This window comes from Candidatus Sphingomonas phytovorans (genome assembly GCA_029202385.1).
Taxonomy (GTDB): Bacteria; Pseudomonadota; Alphaproteobacteria; order Sphingomonadales; family Sphingomonadaceae; genus Sphingomonas; species Sphingomonas phytovorans.
In genome coordinates this window covers 3,703,687-3,721,666 of record CP119314.1, presented here as the reverse complement: position 1 = coordinate 3,721,666, position 17,980 = coordinate 3,703,687, and the positions used below count along the sequence as shown (strand labels likewise).

The window sequence follows — 17,980 nt, the reverse complement described above, 5'->3', positions numbered from 1 at the left end:
ATGAAGATCCGCAATTCCCTGAAGTCGCTCAAGGGGCGTCACCGCGACAACCGCGTGATCCGCCGCCGTGGCCGTACTTACGTCATCAACAAGACGAACCGCCGCTTCAAGGCCCGCCAGGGCTGAAGGTGACGGGTCCTGCCGCTGTCGTCTTCGACGTCGGCAACGTCCTGTACGATTGGGACCCCCGGTTCCTTTACGAGCGCCTGATCGGTGACGATCGGGCGCTCGATGCGTTCCTGCGCGATGTCGCGACCAAGGAATGGCATTTCCAGCATGACGAGGGCCGTCCCTTCGCCGAGACCTCGGCTGAGCTGAGCGCCGCCTATCCCCATTATGCCGACATGATCGCGCTGTGGGGGCCGCGCTTCAGCGAGACGATCCCGGGCATGCTGCCGGGCATGGCGGATCTGGTCGCCGAGATCGATTCGGCCGGCGTGCCGCTTTTTGCGATCACCAATTTTTCCGGCGAATTCTGGAAGCCGTTCCGCGCGCGCGAAGCGGCGGTCTTCGACCGGTTCCGCGACATTGTCGTCTCCGGCGACGAGCGGCTGGTGAAGCCCGATCCGGCGATCTATCGCCTTGCGCTCGACCGTTTCGGGCTCGAACCGGGCGAGGCGGTCTTCGTCGACGACCGCGCCGACAATATCGAGGGCGCGAACGGTGTCGGCATGCACGGCCTGCAGTTCATCGACGCGCCAACGTTGCGCGCGCAGTTGGCCGGGCTGGGGCTGCTGCCGGCCTGAGCCGTCCAACAGCGACTCGGATTCTCCGCTGTTACGGCCGGCCCCATTTTTCTTCCGCTGTTATGTTGGACTTTCGGCCTGATTTACGCGGGTGATTCCAGCGGGTTGGCCTGCGTTTCCATGTTATCGCGTAACAGCGGAAAAAAGGCGAGGAAACGGGTCGAAAACAGCGCTGGTTTTCCGCGTGGGCGGCGCCCGGAATCGCGCCGACATCGTCCAACATTGTCCAGTCATGTCAAAGAGCGGTCCGGTTTGTGGACCGCGCCACGCTCTCATGATCCGCGCCGGCGTTGAATCGGGGCGCTTGTCAGTAACGGCATATTTGTGTACACCGTGTACATATTTGGAGGCGGTCATGGAAATGTCGGTTCGCGAGGCTCGAGCCCAGTTCGCCGCCGCGCTCGCCGCGGTCGAGCGCGGGGAACGGGTAACCATCACCAAGAACGGCAAGCCCGTCGCCGAACTGGTGGCGCCGCCAGTGAAGAAGGGGTTCGATTGGGAGCGTGCTGAGCAAGTCCGCAAGGAGCTGGGCATCGAGCAAGTGACTCTCGATGATGAATGGATGGAGTCGTTCAATGATCCCGCCTTCAGTCGGGAGGTATTGGGCATCGGCGACGATTGGGATCCGACGCGCACGTGAAGCTGCTGCTCGATACGCATTTTCTGCTGTGGATGATGCAAGATCGCGGACGGTTGAGTCTTGCGGAGCTTGAGTTGCTGGGGCGGAGCGATGTCGCCTTGTTGGTCTCGCCGGTCGTGATCTGGGAGATCAGGTTGAAATGGAACATCCTCGATCGGAACGGCCATCCGAGAGGGATGGCAAGTCCTGAAGCCGCAGTGGGTTATGTGATGCAGAACGGCATCGAAATGGTACCGCTGACCGGCGAAGACTGTGCTGGGCCGCTCGACCCTCCGATTCCGCACAAGGATCCGTTCGACGAGATGCTGCTGGTCCATGCCGGGCAACTCGGCGCAAGGCTCCTGACCCGCGACCGCCTGCTGGTCGGGCACCCGCTGGCGATCACGCCCTAGCTCCCATAGCCCTTCAGCTCGTCGCCGGTCACCCGCACCACGTGCAGCACGTTGGTCGAACCGGGGGTGCGGAAGGGCACGCCGGCGATGATGATCACGCGATCGCCAGCCTTGGCGATATTGTGGCGCAGGGCCATGCGCTTTGCCTTGGCGACCATGTCCTCGAACGATTCGACGTCGCGCGTGTGCACTGCGTGCGTGCCCCACAGCAGGCCGAGCCGACGGGCGGTCTCGATCTTGGGGGTCAGCACCAGCAGCGGCACCGAAGGCCGCTCGCGCGCGACGCGGCGCGCGGTCGAGCCCGACGACGTGAAGCAGATGATCGCCGCCGCCGTGACGGTCGCGGCGATGTTCTTCGCCGATTCGGCCAGCGCGTCGGCGGTGGTCGGGTCGGGTCGGGTGACGGTGAAATGAATCCGGTCGCCGTGCATCGGGTCGCGCTCGACCGCCTCGCCGATCGAATTCATCATCGCGACCGATTCGATCGGCCAGGCACCTGCCGCGCTTTCGGCCGACAGCATGATCGCGTCGGCACCGTCATAGACCGCGGTCGCCACGTCAGAGACTTCGGCGCGGGTCGGGGTCGGCGCGGTGATCATCGATTCGAGCATCTGGGTCGCGACGACCACCGGGCGGCCCAGCCGGCGCGCGGTCTCGACGATGCGCTTTTGCAAAGGCGGCACCGATTCGGGCGGCAGCTCGACGCCGAGATCGCCGCGCGCGACCATCACGCCGTCGCACTGCTCGACAATCTCCTCGAGCCGTTCGATCGCCGACGGCTTCTCGATCTTGGCCATCAGCGCTGCCTTGCCCTGGATCAGCTTGCGCGCCTCGGCGAGATCCTCGGGCCGCTGGACGAAGCTCAGCGCGATCCAGTCGACGCCCTGGTCGATCGCGAAGGCGAGGTCGCTGCGATCCTTCTCGGTCAGCGCCGCCATCGGCAGGACCACGTCGGGGACGTTCAGCCCCTTGTTGTTGGACAGCGTGCCGCCGACCACCACGGTGGTGACGATCTTCTTCGCCTCATGGCTCTCGACGCGCAGCACCAGCTTGCCGTCGTCCAGCAGCAGCCGCGCGCCGACCTCGATCGCCTCGAAAATCTCGCGGTGGGGCAGCTCGACGCGAGTCGCGTCGCCGGGCGTCTTGTCGCGGTCGAGGACGAAGGTCGATCCGGTGACCAGCTCGGTCCGGCCGCCTTCGAACTTGCCGACGCGCAGCTTGGGGCCCTGGAGATCGGCGAGGATCGTCGTCGGCCGGCCATATTTCTTCTCGAGGCTGCGGATCGCCTCGATCACCGCGACCTTCGACGCCTGGTCGCCATGGCTCATATTGACGCGGAAGGCGTCGGCGCCCGCCTCGAACAGCTTGCCGATCATCTCGGCGCTGTTGCTAGCGGGGCCCAATGTCGCGAGCACGCGCACCTTGCGCGATCGGGGACTGATGGCCTTCGTCATGACAGCGTTTTCCTCGGCTTGTACCGGGAAGGCTCTAACTCCTATCTCCGCCCGATCAACCTTGGAGCGTGCGAAATGGCGGATTTGAATGCGATCGACGATGCGGTGGCGGCAGCGGCGTTCCGGCGGCTCGTCCTTCACCTGCGCCACAGGACCGATGCGCAGAATGTCGACCTGATGGGGCTGGCGGGATTCTGCCGCAACTGCCTGTCGGACTGGGTGCAGGAGGCGTCGGACGGCGCGCTCGACCGGGAGGGGGCGCGGGAGGCGATCTATGGCATGCCCTATGCGTGGTGGAAGGCGGCGCATCAGGGCGAGGCGACACCCGAACAGCTTGCCCGGATGGCCGAGAGCGTCGCGAAGAATGGCTGAGCCCGGGAATGCGTGAGCTTGGGGGGTGACGGGTGGCCGATCGGCGGCTATGCGGCTCCTCCAAACCGTTCGTCCTGCGTAGCCGTTGAGCTTGTCGACATGGCGTATCGAGGACAGGCCCCGCAGGGAACGACGTTTCGTTGCGACGTTTCGTTACGGGGCTTCGATACGGGTCCCCGACCTGATTCGACCCCGCTCGGCACGAACGGCCGACAGTCAATCGCTCGGCGCAGATGGCCGACATTCAATCAAGGAGTTCCCATGTCCGACGTGATCGCCGCCGACCAGCTTCGCCTCTTCATCGAGCGGATCGAGCGGCTCGAGGAAGAGAAGAAGGGCATCGCTGACGATATCAAGGACGTCTATGCCGAGACCAAATCGAACGGCTTCGACGTGAAGACGATCCGGACGATCGTGAAGCTGCGCAAGATGGAGAAGCACCACCGCGACGAGGCGGAGATGCTGCTCGAAACCTACAAGACGGCGCTCGGACTGGACTGAGGGATGGGTTCGGCCGGCCCAGCTTGTCGAACCGCCCCATTATCTTCTAACGCGGTCCAACGACATCAGGGCACATCGAGAGACCCATGGCAGGCCATTCCAAATACAAGAACATCATGTACCGCAAGGGCGCGCAGGACAAGAAACGGTCCGCCGCCTTCTCCAAGCTCAGCCGCGAAATCACCGTCGCGGCGAAGATGGGCACGCCCGATCCGGACATGAATCCGCGCCTGCGTGCGGCGGTCAACGCCGCCAAGGCGCAGTCGATGCCCAAGGACAATATCCAGCGCGCGATCGACAAGGCCGAGCGGGGCGACGGGGAGAATTACGAAGAGGTCCGCTATGAGGGCTTCGGCCCCGGCGGCGTCTCGCTGATCATCGAGGCGCTGACAGACAACCGCAACCGCACCGCGACCAATGTGCGCACCGCCGTTTCCAAGAATGGCGGCAATCTCGGCGCGAGCGGATCGGTGAGCCACGGATTCGACCGGATGGGCCTCATCTCCTATCCGGCCAGCGCGGGCGACGCCGACAAGGTGTTCGAGGCGGCGCTCGAGGCCGGGGCCGAGGATGTCGACTCGGGCGATGACGGCCATGAGATCTGGACCTCGAACGAGGCGCTGCACGAGGTGGTCAAGGCGCTGACCCCGGTGCTCGGCGAGCCGGAGGGCGCCAAGCTCGCCTGGAAGCCGCAGACGATGGTCGAGGTCGGCGAGGACGATGCCGGGCTGCTGTTCAAGCTGATCGATGTCCTCGACGACGATGACGACGTGCAGCAGGTGTGGGGCAATTACGACGTGCCCGACGCCGTGCTGGAGAAACTAGGGTGACTTTCCTTCCTCCCCTCCCGCTTGCGGGAGGGGACCGAGGGGTGGGCTCGCGCTTTCCTCAACCGGATCGCTTGCGGTGGCCGGGCGCCCACCCCCCAACCCCCTCCCGCAAGCGGGAGGGGGAACGGAAGTGATTATTCTCGGCCTTGACCCCGGGCTCGGCACGACCGGCTGGGGCCTGATCCGTGCCGAGGGCAACCGGCTGTCGCACCTCGCCAATGGCCGGTTGAAGACCGACAGTGCCGCGACCCTGCCGCGCCGGCTCGCGCATCTCGATGCGATGCTGGGGGCGCTGATCGTCGATCACGCGCCTGATGCCGCCGCCGTCGAGGAAGTGTTCGTCAACGCCAACCCGCAATCGACCCTGAAGCTCGGCCAGGCGCGGGGCGTGGTGCTGTGCGCCGTCGCACGGACCGGGATCGAGGTCGGCGAATATGCGGCGCGGCTGGTCAAGAAGGCGGTGGTCGGCACCGGCGCCGCCGAAAAGGCGCAGGTCCATGCGATGGTCGCGCGGCTGCTGCCCGGGGTGAAGGTCGACGGCGCGGACGCGGCCGACGCGTTGGCGGTGGCGATCTGCCACGCGCATCATGTGGCGAGCGCGCGAAGGGTGCCGCTCGCCTGACCGTCACCCCGGGCCTCTCGACACGCTCGAGACAGGCTTGTTCCGTGGTCCATCGTGCCGCATACGAACGACGCACGGCACTTGCTGCCCGGTGGATGCCGGAACAAGCCCGGCATGACGGATAGAGCTACATCACCCAATGATCGCCCATCTCAAAGGCCGCCTCGACTCCCTCGGCATCGACAATGCCGTGATCGATGTCGGTGGCGTCGGGTATCTTGTCGGCGCATCGTCGAAGACGCTGGCGGCGATCGGCCCGGTGGGCGAGGCCGCGATGCTCCACACTGAAATGCTGGTGGGCGAGGATTTCATTCGCCTGGTCGGTTTCGCCACCTCTGGCGAGCGTGACTGGTTCCGGCTGCTCACCGGGGTTCAGGGCGTCGGCGCGCGTGTCGCCCTGGCGATCCTTTCGGCGCTCGACCCGTCCGACCTGAGCCGCGCGATCGCGGCGCAGGACAAGGCGATGGTCGCGCGCGCCAATGGCGTGGGCCCCAAGCTGGCGGAACGGATCGTGCGCGAGCTGAAGGACAAGATCGGCGCGGTCGCGATCGGTGGCGCGACGCCGGTCGCGGTGACCGGCGCGGGCGCTGATGCGGTCTCGGCATTGCTCAACCTGGGGTTTCGTCCGGCCGAGGCGAGCGCGGCGGTGGCTGCGGCGGAGGAGGAACTGGGTGCCGGCGCCAGCCTCGATGCGTTGGTGCGCCTCGCGCTCAGAAAGGCGTCGCGCGCTTGATCGCCAGGCTGTGGCACGGGGCCGTTCCGGCTGACAGGGCGGAAGCCTATCTCGCGCGGATGCGCGAAGTGGCGCTTCCGGACTATCGATCGACACCTGGAAATCTCGGCGCCTGGTGCCTTCACCGTGTCGAGGGTGACGTCGTGCATTTCCAGATGCTGAGCTTCTGGCCCGATCTGGACGCGATCAAGGGATTCGCCGGCGATGACCATGAGGTCGCCAAATATTATGATTTCGACCGGGATTTCCTGATCGAGCTTGAGCCGCACGTCACCCATTACGAGGTCCATGACGAATAGTGCCCGAACCCCTCTCCGTTCGACCGGGGGAGAGGACGATGCTTCGGTTCAGACGATCGGCGTCAGCAACGGCTTGCCGGCGAAATGCGCGTCGAGATTGGCCACCACCAATGCCGCCATCTCGGTGCGGCTTTCGACCGTGGCACTGCCCTGGTGCGGTACCAGCACGACCTGATCCATGCCCCTGAGCGCTTCCGGAACATGGGGTTCGTCCGCGAAGACGTCGAGGCCGGCGCCGGCGATGACGCCGTCGGCCAACGCGGCGATCAGCGCCGGTTCGTCGACCAGGCTGCCGCGCGCGACGTTGATCAGCACGCCGTCCTTGCCGAGCTTCGCCAGCACCGACGCGTCGACGATGTTGCGGGTCGCATCGCCGCCGGGGGCGATCAGGATCAGCGTATCGCAGGCCTCGGCCAGCGCGCCGATATCGGGGACGAAGCGATAGCCGGAATCGGGCCGCTCGTGCCGGGCGGTATAGAGGACCTCGCGCGCGAACACCGCCGCGCGCCGCGCGATGGCCAGGCCGATCGTGCCGAAGCCGAAGATGCCGATCCGCCGCCCGCTCGACCTGCGGCCCAGTGGCACGGTCCATCCCCCGTCGCGGATCACCCGGTCGCTGAAGGCAATGCGACGGTCGACCGCCAGCATCAGCCCGATCGCGAGATCGGCGACATCGTCAGTCAGGATGTCGAGCGTCGTCGTGACGCGAACGCCGCGTGCGCGCATCGCGTCCAGGTCGATCCGTTCATGGCCGACGCCGTTGACCGAGATGATCTCAAGCGCGGGCAGCCTGTCGAGCAGGGCTTGGTCGACCTTCACCGAGCCCCCGCCGACGATCGCGCGGGTCGTGGGGGGCGGGTCGTCGCGATGAATGCTGAAACGCCTGGCCAGTTCGTCCATCAGCGGGCCGGCCATCGCGGCCGGAAGATACAGGTCGGGAAGGTCGCTCATCGTCTTCCTATAGGATGCGCGCGCGACGCCGCCCAGAGCTTGCGGGCGTGCCGGGAAGGCGCCCGGGCAGATGACGGAGAACCTACTTGTCGGGCGATCCGGGCGGGCCTAGGCTCGCCGCGGGTTCCGGCGAGCGGCCTGTCGCTCGGTTTTCCCGTGTCCGCGGGGTTTATCCATTGACGCCCGGAGGTTGCGTCGCGCTGAAATCGTTCGAACCCGAGTCCATGATGTTGGGGAGAGACGAATGAAACGGCTTCTCTTGGTCACGACCAGCCTCTTGCTGATCCTGCCCGATCTCGCATTGGCGCAACAGGCGGCGCCGCCCGGACGCGACCGGCCCGGGCAGGACCGCCCGAACCAGAACGCGCCGGGCGTCAGGCCCTCACGCCCTGGCGGACCGCAGGTCCAGCCGCCCCGTCCAGGTGGTCCTCAGGTCCAGCCGCCCCGGCCGGGCGGGCCGCAGATCCAGCCTCCGCGCCCGGGCAGGCCGGAAGTCCAGCCGCCCAGGCCCGGCAGGCCCGAGGTACGGCCTCCGCGTCCCGGCGGTCCGCAGATCCAGCCGCCCCGTCCGGGTGGCGACCATGGGAGGCCGCCACGGCCGCAACCGCCGCGTCCGGGCTTTGGCGGACCGGGCCAGCACCGGCCGGGCGCCGGCAGGCCGCCGAATTTCCGTCCCGTCCATGGGCCGTCATTCCGCTATCCGCGCGGTTATGGCTATCGCCGCTGGTCGATCGGGGCGCTGCTGCCGGCGATCTTCCTGTCGACTGCCTATTATTACAATTCCTGGGACAGGCTCGGCGTCGGTGCCCCGCCGCCGGGATATCGCTGGGTGCGCTACGGGCCCGATCTGCTGCTGGTCCAGCAGCGTAGCGGGCGCGTTGTGGACGTGATCTACGGCGCCTTCTACTGACTTGTCCGATGGCCGGGCCGCGTGTTCCTCCGGGAATGCCGGCCCGGCCTGACGATCCGGTCCTGCGGGCGCCACCCCCGGGCGACAAGTCGCGCCTTGCCCGGTTCGGCATCGGCGGGCTATCGCCGGTATCGTGACCGACAGCGACCGCCTCCTGACGCCCGCGCGCAAGCCCGAGGATATCGATGCGGCGCTGCGCCCGAAGACGCTCGACGATTTTGTCGGGCAGAAGGCCGCGCGGGAGAATCTGCGCGTCTTCATCGCGGCCGCCAGATCGCGCGGCGACGCGCTCGACCATGTCCTGTTCTTCGGCCCGCCCGGTCTCGGCAAGACCACGCTGGCGCAGATCATCGCGCGCGAAATGGGCGTGGGCTTCCGCGCCACGTCCGGCCCGGTCATCGCCAAATCGGGCGATCTCGCCGCGCTGCTGACCAATCTGGAGGATGGCGACGTCCTCTTCATCGACGAGATCCACCGGCTCGCACCCGCCGTCGAGGAAGTGCTCTATCCAGCGATGGAGGACCGCGCGCTCGACCTGATGATCGGCGAGGGTCCCTCGGCGCGCTCGGTGCGGATCGATCTGCCGCGCTTCACGCTGGTCGGCGCGACGACGCGGCAGGGGCTGCTGACCACGCCGCTGCGCGACCGGTTCGGCATTCCCGTCAGGCTCCATTTCTACACCGTGGACGAGCTGGAGAAAGTGGTGACCCGGGCGGCCACGCTGCTCGACCTGCATGTTTCGCCGGACGGCGCGCACGAGATCGCGCGGCGCTCGCGCGGCACGCCGCGTATCGCGGGACGCCTGCTCCGGCGGGTGCGTGATTTCGCCAATGTCGCCGGCCGCGCGACGGTCGATGCAGTCGCGGCGGACGGGGCGCTCAACCGGCTCGAGGTCGATAAGCTCGGGCTCGACGCGATGGACCGGCGCTATCTGATGATGATCGCCGACGTCTATCGCGGTGGCCCGGTCGGCGTCGAAACCCTTGCGGCGGGCCTCAGCGAGCCGCGCGACACGGTCGAGGAAGTGATCGAGCCCTATCTCATCCAGCTCGGGCTGATCGCGCGCACCGCGCGGGGCCGGATGCTCAATGCCGGCGGCTGGAAGCATCTCGGGCTCAACCCGCCGGCTGACAGCCAGGACGGATTGTTCGACTAGCTGGATCAACATTCACCTCATTGGCGCGATGGCTAACTGGACCTTCTCCGCGTCCTCGGCGCCTCCGCGCGAATCACATTGCGCCACCGACGGGCCGGTCATGAATGCCGATCCGCCCGGGATGGGCTTCTTTCCGGATCGGTGTTTCTTGTTGCGCAGCATTGTGGCCCAGCCCCTCACAATCTGATAGCGCCGAAGCATGCCCAGCGCCGCCGCTTCCGCTCGTGAGATCCTTGTCCGCCTCCACGATGTGATGGCGTCGCGCACCGCGGCGCAGGCGAAGCTCAATTCGGTGGTGCAGATCGTCGGCGAGGCGATGTCGAGCGAGGTCTGCTCGATCTACCTGCTGCGCGACGGGGTGCTCGAACTCTACGCCACGCGCGGGCTGGCGCAGGAGGCGGTGCACGTCACCAAGCTCGCACTCGGCGAGGGGCTGGTCGGCACGATCGCGCAGGAGGTGGAGACGCTCAACCTCGACGAGGCGGCGGCTCATCCGGATTTCGCCTACAAGCCCGAAACCGGGGAGGAAAAATTCCACAGCTTCGCCGGCGTTCCGATCATCCGACGCGAACGTGCGGTGGGCGTCTTGTGCGTTCAGCATGCCGATCCCCATAAATATGACGATGTCGAGATCGAGGCCCTGCAGACCGTGGCCATGGTATTGAGCGAGCTGATCGCCAATGCCGACCTGGCCGATGCGGGCGGGGCGGCCGCGGCGCGGCCGCAATCGACCGCGGCGATTCGCGTGCCGGGGCTGAAGCTGGTCGATGGCATGGCGTCGGGCTATGCCGTCTATCACCAGCCGCGCATCACCATCGAGCATACCGTGGCCGAGGATGTCGAGGCGGAGCGCCACCGGGTCTATGCCGCGTTCGACAAGATGCGCGAGCAGATCGAGCGAATCTCGGCCCAGGCCGAATTCGGCGTCGGCGGCGAGCATGAGGAGGTCCTCGAGACCTACAAGATGTTCGCCTATGACGAGGGCTGGAGCCGCCGGATCAACGAGGCGATCGATTCCGGCCTGACCGCCGAGGCGGCGATCGAGCGCGTGCAGCAGCGCACCCGCATGCGCATGCGCCAGATCGACGATCCGCTGCTCGCCGACCGGATGCACGACCTGGAGGACCTGTCCAACCGGCTGCTCCGGATCGTCTCGGGCCAGATGGGCACCGCGGCGCAGATGGGCCTCAGGCAGGACACCATCCTGATCGCGCGCAACCTCGGGCCGGCCGAACTGCTCGAATATGATCGCCGGCGGCTGAAGGGCGTGGTCCTGGAAGAGGGCTCGCTCACCGCGCACGTCACGATCGTCGCCCGGGCGATGGGCGTGCCGGTGCTCGGCCGGGTGAAGAGCGTGCGCCGGCTGATCGGCGAGGGCGACCTGCTGCTGCTCGACGTGACCGAGGGCAATGTCTTCGCGCGCCCCTCCGCCGCGATGGAGGAGGCGTTCGAGACCAAGCTCCAGCTTCGTCAGAAGCGCCGCGCCGCCTTTGCCGCGCTGAAGACCGAGGCGCCCGTCACCAGGGACGATCACCGGGTGATGGTGATGGTCAATGCCGGCCTGCGCGACGATGTGGCGGCGCTCGACCTGACCGGCGCCGACGGGATCGGGCTGTTCCGAACCGAATTCCAGTTCCTCGTCTCGGCGACCCTGCCGGCGCGCGAGCGGCAGCAGCGGCTGTACCGGGACGTGCTCGATGCGGCGGGCGACCGCCCGGTCATCTTCCGCACCGTCGATATCGGCGGTGACAAGGCGCTGCCCTATCTCAACAAGGAAGATGCCGACGAGGAGAATCCGGCGATGGGGTGGCGCGCGCTGCGGCTTGCGCTCGATCGCGGGGGGCTGATGAAGGTGCAGGCGCGCGCGTTGCTCGAAGCGGCGTCGGGGCGGACGCTCAACGTGATGTTCCCGATGGTCTCCGAACCCTGGGAGTTCGACGAGGCACGCGCCCTGTTCGAGGCGCAGCGCGACTGGATGGGCGCGCGCGGGCGCAAGCTGCCGGCCGAGATTCGCTATGGCGCGATGCTCGAGGTGCCGGCGCTGGCCGAGCAGCTCGACCTGCTGCTGCCCAATGTGGATTTCCTGTCGGTCGGCACCAACGACCTGACTCAGTTCCTGTTCGCCGCCGACCGGGCGAATCCCCGGCTGGCCGAGCGGTACGACTGGCTGAGCCCGGCGATCCTGCGCTTCCTGCGCCGCCTGGTCGGGCCGACGCGCGCGGCGAACGTGCAGCTCGCGGTGTGCGGCGAGATGGGCGGGCGTCCGCTCGAGGCGATGGCGCTGATCGGGCTCGGCATCGACCGGCTGTCGATCACCCCGGCGGCGGTCGGGCCGATCAAGGCGATGGTGCGCTCGCTCGATCGGGCCGCCCTGGTCGCCCATATGGACATGCTGCTCAGCAGGCCGCCGCGCGACATGCGCGGGGCGCTGACTGCCTGGGCCGCGAAAAGCGGCGTCGAACTGGCATGATAGCGTGACGGGTGGCGCGACGAGACGTTGACAGGCGCCGAGCGCTTTGTGAGACACGCGGCGGCGCAGGATCATATATAGGGCGCAACCTGCCTCGCCGGAGAAGAGCATGACTGACACCGATCCCGGCGAAGAAGCGACTCTGTTCCCCAAGACCGCGGGCGAACGCCTGCGCGAGGCGCGAGAGGCACAGGGCCTGTCGCTCGCCGAGATCGCGGCACGCACCCGTATCCCGATCCGCCAGCTCGAAGCGGTGGAAACGAGCAATTTCGCGGCGCTGCCGTCGATCACCTATTCGGTCGGTTTCGCCAAGGCCTATGCCCGGGCGGTCGGTGCCGATGAGGTCGCGATCGCGCGCGACGTGCGTGGCCAGAACGACCAGACGGTCCGGCGCACCGAATATGAAGCCTATGAGGTGACCGAATCGTCGCGCGTGCCGACCGGCGGCATCGCGCTGGTCACCGGCGTGCTCGCGGTGCTGCTGCTGATCGGGGTTGGCCTGTGGTACGGCACCAACTGGTTCCGTGGCGAGGAGGCACCGGCGCCGGCACCGACCGAGGCGGTGGACCAGAGTCAGGCCGCGCCCGTCGCGGCGCCGACCCCGGCCACGGCCGGGCAGGTGACGCTGGCCGCCACCGACGAAGTGTGGATGCGGATCTACGACGCGAGCGGCAAGACGCTCTACGAGAACACGCTGAAAGCGGGCGACCGCTATGACGTGCCGGCCGACGCCAACAATCCGATGATCAATATCGGCCGGCCCGACAAGCTCCAGGTGCTGCTCAACGGGTCGCAGGTGGCGCCGCTCGGCGACGGCAAGGTCGCGATCAAGGACGTGCCGATCGGCGCCGCGGCGCTCCAGGCCCGCGCCAACGGCACGCCGCTGCCGACGCCGTCGGCGACGCCGGGCGCTGCCGCGGCGACGACGTCGCCCGCGACCCGGACGGCGCCGCGGACGCCGCGCGCCCGGAGCACGCCCGAAGCGACGCCGGCTGCCGCGCCGACCGACGCACCGCCTCCGCCGCCGGCCTTCGCGCCGGCGCCTGCCCCGACCACTGTTCCTTAAGGCTGGCGACAGGATGATGGTGTCAGCTATACCCGGCAATCCAACGCACCGGGGGGTGTCTATGCGCAAGTTTCTGATGATGGCGAAAACGATGGTGACGGGCGCGATGCTGGTGGCGGGCTTCGGCCTGACGCCGGGAATCGTGCACGCCCAGGCGGCGATCGAGGGCCGGGTCGGCCGGCTCGAGAGCGAGATGCGCGCGGTGCAGCGCAAGGTCTTTCCGGGCGGGCGGGACCAGTATGTCCAGCCCGAGATCAACCCGGCGGCGCCAAGCCAGGTCATTCCCGGCAGCCCGGCTGACAGCCCGGTCGCCGATCTCGACGCGCGGGTGAACGCGCTCGAGGCGCAGATGACCACGATGACCGGCCAGATCGAGACGAACCAGCACAGGATCCAGCAGGTCGAGGACGCGTTCAACACCTATAAGCGCACGATCGACGCGCGGCTGCGGGTGCTCGAGGACAATGCTTCCTCGACCTCGGGCGCGAGCGCGCCGTTCGGCACTGCCCCGACCACCCTGCCGGCCGCCGGCGGTACCACCACGCCATCGACGCCCAAGCCTGCGCCCGGTGCCAAGCCGCCCGTCACGCCCCCGGCCACCAAGCCGGGGACGGCGCCCGCCACGGCACCCAAGGACCCGGCCCGTGCAGAGAAGATCGCGGCGATCGAGAAGCCGGTGACCGACGATCCGGCCGAGGACGCCTATCTCTACGGCTATCGCCTGTGGCAGGGGCAATTCTACCCCGAGGCGGAGACTCAGCTTAAGAAGGTCGTCACCACCTATCCCAAGCACAAGCGCGCCAGCTATGCGCAGAACCTGCTCGGCCGCTCCTATCTCGACGAGGGCAAGCCCTCGCTCGCCTCGATCGCCTTCTACGACAATTACAAGAAGATGCCCGATGGCGAGCGCGCGCCGGACAGCCTTTATTATCTGGCGCAGGCGCTGATGAAGCTCGGCAAGCCGGCCGATGCCTGCAAGGTCTATGGCGAGCTGAGCGACGTCTATGACGCGAAGATCGGCGCGACGATGAAGGCCGACATCGCCCGCGGCCGTACCGAGGCGAAGTGCAAGTGACCCGCGCCGGCGTGTCGCCCCGGCGCCGGCCGGGATCACGCTAGGCCCGGTGCGCGTGAGCGCGCCGGACACTGCTTCGGTCGAACGATTCCGGCAGGATTTCGAGGCGGTGCTGGGGCGTGCCCCGGCATCGAACGAGCGGATCGCGCTGGCGGTTTCCGGCGGGCCCGACAGCATGGCGTTGCTGGCGCTGGCTGCCGCCGCCTTCCCCGGACAGGCCATCGCCGCGACGGTCGACCACGGTTTGCGGGCTGAGTCGGCGGACGAGGCGGCGATGGTGGCTGGCTATTGCGCTGGCGCGGCTATCCCCCACGAAACCCTGCGCATCCCCGCTCCTCCCGAGGCTGGCGACAATATCCAGTCCTGGGCACGGCAGGAGCGCTATGCCCTGCTGCGGCGCTGGGCAGTCGATTCGGGGGCGCTGGCGCTGGCCACCGCGCACCATGCCGACGACCAGGCCGAAACCTTCCTGATGCGCGCGGCACGGGGGGCGGGTCTTTCCGGACTGGCGGCGGTGCGGGCGCGGCAGGAGATGGAGGTGCCGACCCATGGGCCGCGCGCGCGCGTGCTGCTGCTCAGGCCGCTGCTCGGCTGGCGTCACAACGATCTGGTCGCGCTGGCGGCGGCGGCCGGGCTGCCGTTCGTCGACGATCCCAGCAATGACGATGATCGTTTCGACCGGACCCGGTTCCGCCGGCTGCTGGCCGGGGCGCCCTGGATCGATCCAGTCCAGATCGGGCGTTCGGCCACATGGCTGGCGGACGTCGATGCCGATCTGGTCGCGATCAGCCAGTGGCTCTGGCAGGAGCGGGCGCTGCCTTCGGACGAGTTCGAGGCGACGCTCGACGTATCGGGCCTGCCCCGCGCCGTCCGCCGTTATCTCGCCCGGATGGCGATCGAGCATGTTCTGGAGATGAAGGGCGGGAAGAGGGGCAACTGGTCCCGCGCGACCAACATCGAATCGCTGCTCGACGCGCTCGATTCCGGGAAAGCCGGCACGCAGGCGGGCGTGATGGCCTCGCCAAAAGGCGATCTGTGGCATTTTCGTGAAGCCCCGCCGCGCCGATCACACTGATCAACGAAAGCATTGCGTTGTTCCATTGCCATTAACCTCGCACCGCTTATCTTGTACCCTGAAAGGTACCGGACACCCATGAACGACAATGAGAAGCAGCAGAGCCCGGATAACGGGGGCGGCAATCCCTGGATGAAGAGCCTGTTGATCTGGGTCGGCATCCTCGTCGCGCTGGCGCTGTTCGTGACGCTGATCGACGGCCGCACCCAGCCGGCCGCCAGCAGCACGATCCCCTATTCGGCGTTCCTCGACAAGGTCGAGGCCGGCACGGTGCAGGACGTTAACGTCGCGGGCGAGGTGATTACCGGCACGCTGAAGGACACGACCAAGTTCCGCACCTATGCGCCGTCCGATCCGCGCCTGACCGATCGCCTGCGCGAAAAGAACGTGACGATCACGGCCAAGCCCGAGGAAGGCCCGCCGATCTGGCAGTATCTGCTGGTCCAGTCGCTGCCCTTCCTGCTGTTCCTCGGCATCGCCTTCTTCGTCCTGCGCCAGATGCAGAAGAATTCCGGTTCGGGCGCGATGGGCTTCGGCAAGAGCCGCGCGAAGATGCTGACCCAGCGCGAGGGCAAGGTGACCTTCGACGACGTCGCCGGCATCGACGAGGCGCGCGAGGAGCTTCAGGAGATCGTCGAGTTCCTGACGGACCCGACCAAGTTCGCCCGTCTCGGCGGCAAGATCCCGCAAGGGCGCGCTGCTGGTCGGCTCGCCCGGCACCGGCAAGACCTTGCTCGCCCGCGCCATCGCGGGTGAGGCGGGCGTGCCCTTCTTCACCATCTCGGGCTCCGACTTCGTCGAGATGTTCGTGGGCGTCGGCGCCAGCCGCGTGCGCGACATGTTCGAACAGGCGAAGAAGAGCGCGCCGTGCATCGTCTTCATCGACGAGATCGACGCGGTCGGCCGCCATCGCGGCGCCGGCCTGGGCAATGGCAATGACGAGCGCGAGCAGACGCTGAACCAGCTTCTGGTCGAGATGGACGGCTTCGAGGCGAACGAAGGCATCATCATCATCGCCGCGACCAACCGTCCCGACGTGCTCGACCCCGCGCTGCTGCGGCCGGGCCGCTTCGACCGCCAGGTCGTGGTGCCGCGCCCCGATATCGAGGGCCGGGTGAAGATCCTCCAGGTCCATATGAAGAAGGTGCCGCTGGCGCCGGACGTCGACGCGCGGACCATCGCGCGCGGCACGCCGGGCTTCTCGGGCGCCGATCTCGCCAACCTCGTCAACGAGGCGGCGCTGACTGCGGCACGCAAGGGCAAGCGCCTCGTCGCCATGGCCGAGTTCGAGGAGGCCAAGGACAAGGTCATGATGGGCGCCGAGCGGCGCTCAATGGTGATGACCGAGGACGAGAAGCGCATGACCGCCTATCACGAGGCTGGCCACGCCATCGTCGCGCTGCACGAGCCCGCGTCGGACCCGATCCACAAGGCGACGATCATCCCGCGCGGCCGCGCGCTGGGCATGGTCATGCGGCTGCCGGAGCGGGACAGCTACAGCTATCACCGCGACAAGATGTACGCGAACCTCGCCGTCTCGATGGGCGGGCGCGTCGCCGAGGAAGTGATCTTCGGCTATGACAAGGTTTCGTCGGGTGCGTCGAGCGACATCCAATATGCAACCGGCCTGGCCCGCGACATGGTCACGCGCTGGGGCATGTCGGACAAGCTCGGCCCGCTCGAATATGCCGAGCCCGAGGGCGAGAGCTTCCTTGGCTATTCCTCGAGCCGTCCGGTGCGCATGTCGAACCAGACCGCGCAGCTGATCGACGACGAGATCAAGACGATCGTCGAAGGCGGCCTCAACCGTGCCAAGGAACTGCTGTCGACTCATCTCGACCAGCTTCATCTGCTGGCCGGCGCGCTGCTCGAATATGAGACGCTGTCGGGCGACGAGATCAAGAAGCTGATCGCGGGCGAGGAAATCGGCCGGATCGACAGCGGTCCCAAGGGTCCGCCGGTCCCGGCCGGCGGCACCTCCATCCCGCGCACGCGGCGCCCCAAGGGCCCGTTCGGCACCCCGGCGCCGCAGGGCGCGTAAGATAGGGCGCCGGAAGGCGCCCGAGGCAAGAATTCCATCGTTTCGGGCCGGCGGCTGCATCCTGCGGTCGCCGGCTTTTTCTTGGGCGAGGCTGGCGTGCCGGGCTCGCCCGATGGCCCTGTCCCGATTTCAACCGCATAACCGCACGGCTCGTGGCGGTGAGCGGCGGATTGCCCGGGCGGCCTGTTTCAGTTCATTTTCGGTTCACCCGGCCGGACGAAATCTCGGGCAGCCAGGGTATGGGTGGAGGGGACGGGAATGCGTCGATCGATAATTTTGGGCGCGCTGGCGCTGGTGGTTCTGCCTGGCGCTGCGCAGGCGATGACGGTGGACGAATTCCTCGCCAAGGCGGCGGCGCTCAAGGCCAGGGGCATGGGCGCGATGATGTCGCCCGATATCGGCCTGCTGCGCGGCGAGGTGAAGGCGGCGGGCGATTCCTACCGGGCGGAAATCGATTCGGCGGCGGCCACCGGCGCTAAACCGCGTGGCTGCCCGCCGCCCAAGGGCCAGGCCAAGATCGATTCGAACACGCTGATCTCGTCCTTCCAGACGATTCCGGCGGCGAAGCGCGGGATGAGCGTGAAGACTGCCTTCTACAGCTTCATGGACAAGCGCTATCCCTGCCCGTGACGTAGACTGCCTCTGAG

The 17,980-nt window shown here is 67.5% G+C and carries 19 protein-coding genes and 1 pseudogene; 18 read left to right on the top strand and 2 right to left on the bottom strand.

Features of this window, described 5'->3' with window-relative positions:
* From ykgO to P0Y59_17075, 4 genes are all read left to right on the top strand, one after another.
* The gene (gene ykgO / locus P0Y59_17090) at positions 1-126 is read left to right on the top strand and encodes a type B 50S ribosomal protein L36 (protein ID WEJ98648.1); all 126 of its coding nucleotides are present in this window, start codon (positions 1-3) and stop codon (positions 124-126) included.
* Between the two features lie 2 nt (positions 127-128).
* Positions 129-746 (top strand): HAD family phosphatase, encoded by a 618-nt coding sequence (locus tag P0Y59_17085; protein ID WEJ98647.1) that lies wholly within the window; start codon positions 129-131, stop codon positions 744-746.
* A 355-nt stretch (positions 747-1,101) separates the two neighbouring features.
* A complete protein-coding gene (locus P0Y59_17080) occupies positions 1,102-1,386 on the top strand; it encodes a type II toxin-antitoxin system prevent-host-death family antitoxin (GenBank protein WEJ98646.1) in 285 nt (94 codons plus the stop codon).
* On the top strand, positions 1,383-1,778 hold the full coding sequence (locus P0Y59_17075; GenBank protein ID WEJ98645.1) for a type II toxin-antitoxin system VapC family toxin: 396 nt from the start codon (positions 1,383-1,385) through the stop codon (positions 1,776-1,778). Before P0Y59_17080 ends, P0Y59_17075 begins: the two co-directional genes overlap by 4 nt.
* Here P0Y59_17075 and pyk read toward each other — a convergent pair.
* Positions 1,775-3,232, bottom strand: coding sequence for a pyruvate kinase (gene pyk, locus P0Y59_17070; protein ID WEJ98644.1), 1,458 nt, complete (start codon positions 3,230-3,232; stop codon positions 1,775-1,777). The two genes, P0Y59_17075 and pyk, sit on opposite strands and share 4 nt — an antisense overlap.
* Before the next feature lie 75 nt (positions 3,233-3,307).
* Between pyk and P0Y59_17065 the strand changes: the two genes are divergently transcribed.
* The 6 genes from P0Y59_17065 (at position 3,308) to P0Y59_17040 (ending at position 6,589) form a co-directional block, all read left to right on the top strand.
* Positions 3,308-3,604 carry a DUF1244 domain-containing protein gene (locus P0Y59_17065; GenBank protein WEJ98643.1) on the top strand — a complete coding sequence of 99 codons (297 nt, stop codon included), beginning with the start codon at positions 3,308-3,310 and terminating at the stop codon, positions 3,602-3,604.
* A gap of 261 nt (positions 3,605-3,865) precedes the next feature.
* Positions 3,866-4,105 (top strand): DUF2312 domain-containing protein, encoded by a 240-nt coding sequence (locus tag P0Y59_17060; protein WEJ98642.1) that lies wholly within the window; start codon positions 3,866-3,868, stop codon positions 4,103-4,105.
* 86 nt (positions 4,106-4,191) lie between these two features.
* On the top strand, positions 4,192-4,935 hold the full coding sequence (locus P0Y59_17055; protein ID WEJ98641.1) for a YebC/PmpR family DNA-binding transcriptional regulator: 744 nt from the start codon (positions 4,192-4,194) through the stop codon (positions 4,933-4,935).
* Positions 4,936-5,065: 130 nt separating this feature from the next.
* Positions 5,066-5,557, top strand: a complete 492-nt coding sequence (gene ruvC / locus P0Y59_17050) for a crossover junction endodeoxyribonuclease RuvC (protein ID WEJ98640.1) — start codon at positions 5,066-5,068, stop codon at positions 5,555-5,557.
* 139 nt (positions 5,558-5,696) lie between these two features.
* A complete protein-coding gene (gene ruvA / locus P0Y59_17045) occupies positions 5,697-6,290 on the top strand; it encodes a Holliday junction branch migration protein RuvA (GenBank protein ID WEJ98639.1) in 594 nt (197 codons plus the stop codon).
* Positions 6,287-6,589 (top strand): hypothetical protein, encoded by a 303-nt coding sequence (locus P0Y59_17040; GenBank protein WEJ98638.1) that lies wholly within the window; start codon positions 6,287-6,289, stop codon positions 6,587-6,589. Before ruvA ends, P0Y59_17040 begins: the two co-directional genes overlap by 4 nt.
* A 48-nt stretch (positions 6,590-6,637) precedes the next feature.
* Here the strand turns inward: P0Y59_17040 and P0Y59_17035 are convergent, their stop codons facing one another.
* The gene (locus P0Y59_17035; GenBank protein WEJ98637.1) at positions 6,638-7,540 is read right to left on the bottom strand and encodes a 2-hydroxyacid dehydrogenase; all 903 of its coding nucleotides are present in this window, start codon (positions 7,538-7,540) and stop codon (positions 6,638-6,640) included.
* 244 nt (positions 7,541-7,784) lie between these two features.
* Between P0Y59_17035 and P0Y59_17030 the strand changes: the two genes are divergently transcribed.
* The 8 genes and pseudogenes from P0Y59_17030 to P0Y59_16995 all read left to right on the top strand — a co-directional run bounded on the left by P0Y59_17030 (position 7,785) and on the right by P0Y59_16995 (position 17,963).
* A complete protein-coding gene (locus P0Y59_17030; GenBank protein ID WEJ98636.1) occupies positions 7,785-8,450 on the top strand; it encodes an RcnB family protein in 666 nt (221 codons plus the stop codon).
* A gap of 133 nt (positions 8,451-8,583) precedes the next feature.
* Entirely contained in the window at positions 8,584-9,606 is a 1,023-nt protein-coding gene (ruvB, locus tag P0Y59_17025; protein ID WEJ98635.1) for a Holliday junction branch migration DNA helicase RuvB, read from the top strand.
* 199 nt (positions 9,607-9,805) lie between these two features.
* On the top strand, positions 9,806-12,076 hold the full coding sequence (gene ptsP / locus P0Y59_17020) for a phosphoenolpyruvate--protein phosphotransferase (GenBank protein ID WEJ98634.1): 2,271 nt from the start codon (positions 9,806-9,808) through the stop codon (positions 12,074-12,076).
* A gap of 109 nt (positions 12,077-12,185) precedes the next feature.
* On the top strand, positions 12,186-13,142 hold the full coding sequence (locus tag P0Y59_17015) for a DUF4115 domain-containing protein (GenBank protein ID WEJ98633.1): 957 nt from the start codon (positions 12,186-12,188) through the stop codon (positions 13,140-13,142).
* 61 nt (positions 13,143-13,203) lie between these two features.
* Positions 13,204-14,217 carry a hypothetical protein gene (locus P0Y59_17010; protein ID WEJ98632.1) on the top strand — a complete coding sequence of 338 codons (1,014 nt, stop codon included), beginning with the start codon at positions 13,204-13,206 and terminating at the stop codon, positions 14,215-14,217.
* A 55-nt stretch (positions 14,218-14,272) separates the two neighbouring features.
* Entirely contained in the window at positions 14,273-15,292 is a 1,020-nt protein-coding gene (gene tilS / locus P0Y59_17005; protein WEJ98631.1) for a tRNA lysidine(34) synthetase TilS, read from the top strand.
* 78 nt (positions 15,293-15,370) lie between these two features.
* A pseudogene (gene ftsH / locus P0Y59_17000) lies at positions 15,371-17,333 on the top strand (ATP-dependent zinc metalloprotease FtsH).
* Positions 17,334-17,591: 258 nt separating this feature from the next.
* Positions 17,592-17,963 (top strand): hypothetical protein, encoded by a 372-nt coding sequence (locus P0Y59_16995; GenBank protein ID WEJ98630.1) that lies wholly within the window; start codon positions 17,592-17,594, stop codon positions 17,961-17,963.
* Positions 17,964-17,980: the final 17 nt, after the last annotated feature.

Coding starts and splice junctions, on each gene's coding strand:
- P0Y59_17060 (WEJ98642.1), top strand. CDS start 3,866: ATGTCCGACGTGATCGCCGCCGACCAGCTTCGCCTCTTCATCGAGCGG.
- P0Y59_17055 (WEJ98641.1), top strand. CDS start 4,192: ATGGCAGGCCATTCCAAATACAAGAACATCATGTACCGCAAGGGCGCG.
- P0Y59_17035 (WEJ98637.1), bottom strand. CDS start 7,540: ATGAGCGACCTTCCCGACCTGTATCTTCCGGCCGCGATGGCCGGCCCG.
- P0Y59_17015 (WEJ98633.1), top strand. CDS start 12,186: ATGACTGACACCGATCCCGGCGAAGAAGCGACTCTGTTCCCCAAGACC.
- P0Y59_17080 (WEJ98646.1), top strand. CDS start 1,102: ATGGAAATGTCGGTTCGCGAGGCTCGAGCCCAGTTCGCCGCCGCGCTC.
- P0Y59_17010 (WEJ98632.1), top strand. CDS start 13,204: ATGCGCAAGTTTCTGATGATGGCGAAAACGATGGTGACGGGCGCGATG.
- ruvA (WEJ98639.1), top strand. CDS start 5,697: ATGATCGCCCATCTCAAAGGCCGCCTCGACTCCCTCGGCATCGACAAT.
- ptsP (WEJ98634.1), top strand. CDS start 9,806: ATGCCCAGCGCCGCCGCTTCCGCTCGTGAGATCCTTGTCCGCCTCCAC.
- P0Y59_17065 (WEJ98643.1), top strand. CDS start 3,308: ATGGCGGATTTGAATGCGATCGACGATGCGGTGGCGGCAGCGGCGTTC.
- P0Y59_17030 (WEJ98636.1), top strand. CDS start 7,785: ATGAAACGGCTTCTCTTGGTCACGACCAGCCTCTTGCTGATCCTGCCC.
- P0Y59_16995 (WEJ98630.1), top strand. CDS start 17,592: ATGCGTCGATCGATAATTTTGGGCGCGCTGGCGCTGGTGGTTCTGCCT.
- pyk (WEJ98644.1), bottom strand. CDS start 3,232: ATGACGAAGGCCATCAGTCCCCGATCGCGCAAGGTGCGCGTGCTCGCG.
- ykgO (WEJ98648.1), top strand. CDS start 1: ATGAAGATCCGCAATTCCCTGAAGTCGCTCAAGGGGCGTCACCGCGAC.